The organism is Microbacterium sp. (assembly GCF_031988965.1).
Classification (GTDB): domain Bacteria; phylum Actinomycetota; class Actinomycetes; order Actinomycetales; family Microbacteriaceae; genus Microbacterium.
In genome coordinates this window covers 1-2524 of sequence record NZ_DALZXX010000243.1, presented here as the reverse complement: position 1 = coordinate 2524, position 2524 = coordinate 1, and the positions used below count along the sequence as shown (strand labels likewise).

At 70.0% G+C, this 2524-nt stretch carries 2 protein-coding genes; one reads left to right on the top strand and one right to left on the bottom strand.

Translation table 11 applies throughout. The annotated features are described in order from the left end of the window. Nucleotides 1–686 (bottom strand): LacI family DNA-binding transcriptional regulator (locus tag RTM68_RS18255; RefSeq protein WP_312173708.1); only part of this gene is annotated, 686 nt, incomplete at its 3' end. Nucleotides 687–826: 140 nt separating this feature from the next. Here RTM68_RS18255 and RTM68_RS18250 point away from each other — a divergent pair. Continuing rightward, on the top strand, nucleotides 827–2524 hold a 1698-nt coding region (locus RTM68_RS18250), incomplete at its 3' end, for a beta-galactosidase (protein ID WP_312173706.1).

The following is a 2524-nucleotide window of genomic DNA, read 5'->3' as shown; positions in this document are numbered from 1 at the left end:
GCGTACGAGTACAGCGGCACCTCTTCGACGAGGTCGGGGTCGAAGGCATCGCCGAGGGCCTCGGTGAAGCCGGCGAGGCGGTCGGTGCCCGAGTCGCGATCGAGCGCGGCCGCGATCATGCCGACGCGCGTCCGTCCCGTCGCCAGGAGTCGTGAGGTCACGGCGTGCGCCGCGCCGCGGTTGTCGACGCCGACCCAGGCGGCATCCACGTCGGGCGGGTGGCCGACGTACGCGACCGGCAGGTCGAGGCGCATGACGGCCTTGGTGATCGGGTCCTGCGCTCGCGCCGAGACGATGACAGCGCCGTCGACGAAGCCGCCGTTGAGGTAGCGGGCGACCCGCTCGGTGTCGCGCACCGAGTCCACGACGAGGCACACCATCTGGTAGTCGGCCTCGGACAGCGTCTCGTTGGTGCCCAGCATGATGGCGCCGATGTTGGGGTCTTCGAGGAACAGTGCGTGCGGCTCGTGCACGATGAACGCGATGGCCTGGGTGCGCTGGCGCACGAGGTTCTGCGCGGCGGTGTTGGGCACATAGCCGACCTCGCGGATCGCGTCTTCGATGGCGGTGCGTGCGGCATCCGACACGTAGCCGCCGTTGATCACCCGGCTGACGGTTCCCCTCGACACCCCGGCCACGCGCGCCACGTCGTGCACGGTGCTGCGACGGCGCGCGGATGTACTCATGATCGACAGCCTAGCGACCCGGACTTGACGGGATTCGCGATGACATGCGACTATGTGTGCACGTTCACAGAAATCCCGATCGCTGTTCTCATGCCGCGAACTGTGCACGTGCACACATGATCCGCAAAGGAGCGCCTCGCATGGCCGCCGCAGTGTCCGACCGCATCGCCACCCTCTCCGCAGGGCGCGGCCTCGTCTTCGGATGCGACTACAACCCCGAGCAGTGGGACCGCAGCGTCTGGCCCGACGACGTGCGGCTCATGCAGCAGGCGGGCGTCGGACTCGTGGCGATCAACATCTTCGGCTGGTCGTCGATCAACCCGGCCAGGGGAGTGTGGGACTTCAGCGCGCTCGACGAGATCATCGCGCTGCTGCACGCCGCCGACATCCGCATCAACCTCGGCACCGGCACGGCATCGCCCGCGCCGTGGGTCACCGCCGCGCACCCCGAGATCCTTCCGGTCGGCGAAGACGGCACGGTCTTCCAGCAGGGTGGACGCCAGGGCTACTGCCCGAGTTCGCCGATCTTCCGCGCCTACGCCGCCGAGGTCGTCACGCGCGTGGTCGAGCGCTACGGCGATCACCCCGCCGTGTCGCTCTGGCACGTGTCGAACGAGCTGGGCTGCCACAACGCGCTCTGCTACTGCGACACGAGCGCCGAGGCGTTCCGCGGCTGGCTGCGCGACCGCTACGACGACATCGACGCGCTCAACCGCGCCTGGGGCACCACGTTCTGGAGCCAGCGCTACAGCGACTTCGACGACGTGCGCGTGCCCGGCCAGGCACTGTCGCTGCGCAACCCCGGCCAGATCCTCGACTTCCAGCGGTTCAGCTCCGACGAGCAGCTGGCGCTGTACCGCGCGGAGGCCGAGATCCTGCGCGAGCGCAGCGACGTGCCGGTCACCACCAACTTCATGGTCACCGCGCACATCCGCAACCTCGACTACTGGACGTGGGCGGGCGACATGGATCTGATCGCCAACGACCACTACCTCGACCGCCGCCTCGACGACGCCCGAGGCGAGCTCTCGTTCGCCGCGGACCTGACCCGCGGCCTCGCCCAGGGTGCGCCCTGGCTGCTGATGGAGACGTCGACCGGTGCCGTGAACTGGCAGCCGTACAACCTCGCCAAGGCCCCGGGCGAGCTGCAGCGCAACATCGCCGCGCACGTCGCCCGCGGAGCCGACGGCATCTGCTTCTTCCAGTGGCGCGCGTCGACCCAGGGTGCCGAGAAGTACCACACCGCCCTCGTGCCGCACGCGGGTGAGGACTCGGATCAGTGGCGCGAGGTCGTCGAGCTCGGCGATCTGCTCGAGCGCCTCGGCGAGGTCGCGGGCACCCGTGTCGCCGCCGACGCCGCGCTGTTCTTCTCGTGGGAGAGCTGGTGGGCCGCCGAGAACGAGGGCCGCCCGAGCGAGGCGCTCACCTACCTCGGCCAGGTGCATGCCGCGCACGCGGCGCTGTCGGATGCCGGTGTCACCACCGACGTCGTGCGTCCCGGCGGCGACCTCGACGGCTACCGCCTGCTCATCGTCCCGGCGCTGCACCTCATCAGCGATGCGGATGCCGCGGCCATCGCCCGTGCGGTCGAGAACGGCGCGACGGCGCTGATCACGTTCTTCAGCGGCATCGTCGACGAGGAGGACCGGGTGCGCACCGGCGGCTACCCCGGCGCGTTCCGCGACCTGCTCGGCATCCGCTCCGAGGAGTTCGCCCCCCTGCGCCCCGACGAGACCGTGGCACTGACCGACGGCGCGACCGCGACGGTCTGGAGCGAGCGCCTGAAGACGACGGATGCCGAGATCGTCTGGCAACTGACCGAACGTCTCGCCTCCCTG